General features: G+C 74.2%; 1 protein-coding gene and 1 pseudogene. One reads left to right on the top strand and one right to left on the bottom strand.

What is annotated here, in order from left to right; translation table 11 throughout:
* A pseudogene (locus BEK98_RS47290) lies at positions 1-204 on the top strand (alcohol dehydrogenase); the annotation flags it as partial.
* A 96-nt stretch (positions 205-300) separates the two neighbouring features.
* Here BEK98_RS47290 and BEK98_RS47295 read toward each other — a convergent pair.
* A partial coding sequence (locus tag BEK98_RS47295) for a glycosyltransferase (protein ID WP_341869064.1) occupies positions 301-651 on the bottom strand: 351 nt, incomplete at its 5' end.

Genomic DNA, 651 nt, shown 5'->3' on the forward strand with positions numbered 1-651 from the left:
CCGGTCCAGCTGCTCATGAGCGCCCGCGTCATCCGCGGCCACCCGTCCGGCACGTCCCAGGACGTGGAGGACACCATGGCGTTCAGCGCCCTGCACGGCATCCGCCCGATGACCGAGCCCGTACCACTGGAGCGCGCCGACGAGGCCTACCAGAAGATGCTCGCCGGCAGGGCCCGCTTCCGGATGGTACTGACCAACGGCTGAGGGGTTGGCCGCCCAGCTTGGCCAGCACCGGCGTGACCCCGTCCTCGGCGCGGATCCGGGCAGGCTTCGGGTTGGTACTCGCCAGCGGCTGAGGGGTCAGCCGCCCACCCTCTCCAGCGCGTCCAGCACCGGCGTCACCCCGTCCTCCGCGCGGATCCGTGCACCGAGTGCCCGGGCCCGCTCGCCGTACGACGGCTCGCGCGTCGCCCGGAGCAGCGCCGTGGACAGGGTGCCGACGGTCAGCCGGCGCAGTGGCACGGTGGTCGGGGCGACGCCCAGTGACACCAGCCGGGCGGACCAGAACCCCTCGTCGAACTGGATCGGGACCGGCACGGCCGGTACTCCGGCGCGCAGGCCCGCCGCGGTCGTGCCCGCCCCGGCGTGGTGGACCACGGCGGCCATCCGCGGGAACAGCGCCGAGTGCGCCACCTCGCCGATGGTCAGCAT

The organism is Streptomyces diastatochromogenes (assembly GCF_002242805.1).
GTDB lineage: Bacteria > Actinomycetota > Actinomycetes > Streptomycetales > Streptomycetaceae > Streptomyces > Streptomyces diastatochromogenes.